Genomic DNA, 931 nt, shown 5'->3' with positions numbered 1-931 from the left:
CTCACTCGCAGATACCGAGGCGCTCGTAGAAGCCGATTCGCTCGCAGACACAGATGCACTGGTTGAGGCGGATTCACTGGCACTTACTGAAGCGCTCGTAGACGCGGATTCACTGGCACTTACTGAGGCACTTGTGGATGCAGACGTGCTTGCTGATACTGAGGCACTCGTCGACGCGGATTCGCTGGCACTTACCGATGCACTCGTCGACGCGGATTCACTCGCACTTACTGATGCACTCGTCGATGCGGATTCACTGGCAGATACTGACGCACTTGTGGAGGCTGAGGTACTTGCAGATACGGAAGCGCTAGTCGATGCGGACGTGCTGGCACTTACTGACGCGCTCGTGGAAGCGGATGTGCTTGCACTTACTGACGCGCTAGTCGACGCGGACGTACTTGCACTTACAGATGCGCTCGTAGACGCTGATTCACTCGCACTTACAGAGGCACTTGTGGATGCAGACTCACTCGCAGATACCGAGGCGCTCGTGGAAGCCGATTCGCTCGAAGACACAGATGCACTGGTCGACGCGGATTCGCTGGCACTTACCGATGCACTCGTGGACGCGGATTCACTCGCACTTACGGACGCACTCGTGGATGCAGACTCGCTTGCAGAAACTGACGCACTCGTTGAGGCGGATGTGCTAGCTGATACTGAGGCACTTGTGGACGCGGATTCACTTGCACTTACTGAGGCACTTGTGGATGCAGACTCACTCGCAGATACCGAGGCGCTCGTAGACGCAGATTCACTCGCAGAGACTGATGCACTCGTAGATGCGGACTCACTGGCGCTCACAGACGCACTCGTTGAAGCGGATTCACTCGCACTTACTGAAGCACTCGTCGAAGCTGATTCGCTGGCAGATACTGACGCACTCGTTGACGCGGACGTACTTGCTGATACAGACGCGCTCGTTGAA

1 pseudogene is annotated in these 931 nt (G+C 56.5%); it reads right to left on the bottom strand.

Annotated features, from left to right (window positions below):
* A pseudogene (locus tag HMPREF3108_RS10940) lies at positions 1–931 on the bottom strand (hypothetical protein); the annotation flags it as partial.

Origin of the sequence: Streptococcus sp. HMSC10A01 (assembly GCF_001807785.1) — a bacterium.
Lineage (GTDB): Bacteria > Bacillota > Bacilli > Lactobacillales > Streptococcaceae > Streptococcus > Streptococcus gordonii.
Note: the sequence above shows the minus strand (reverse complement) of the source record. Positions and strands in the feature narration are given on the sequence as shown.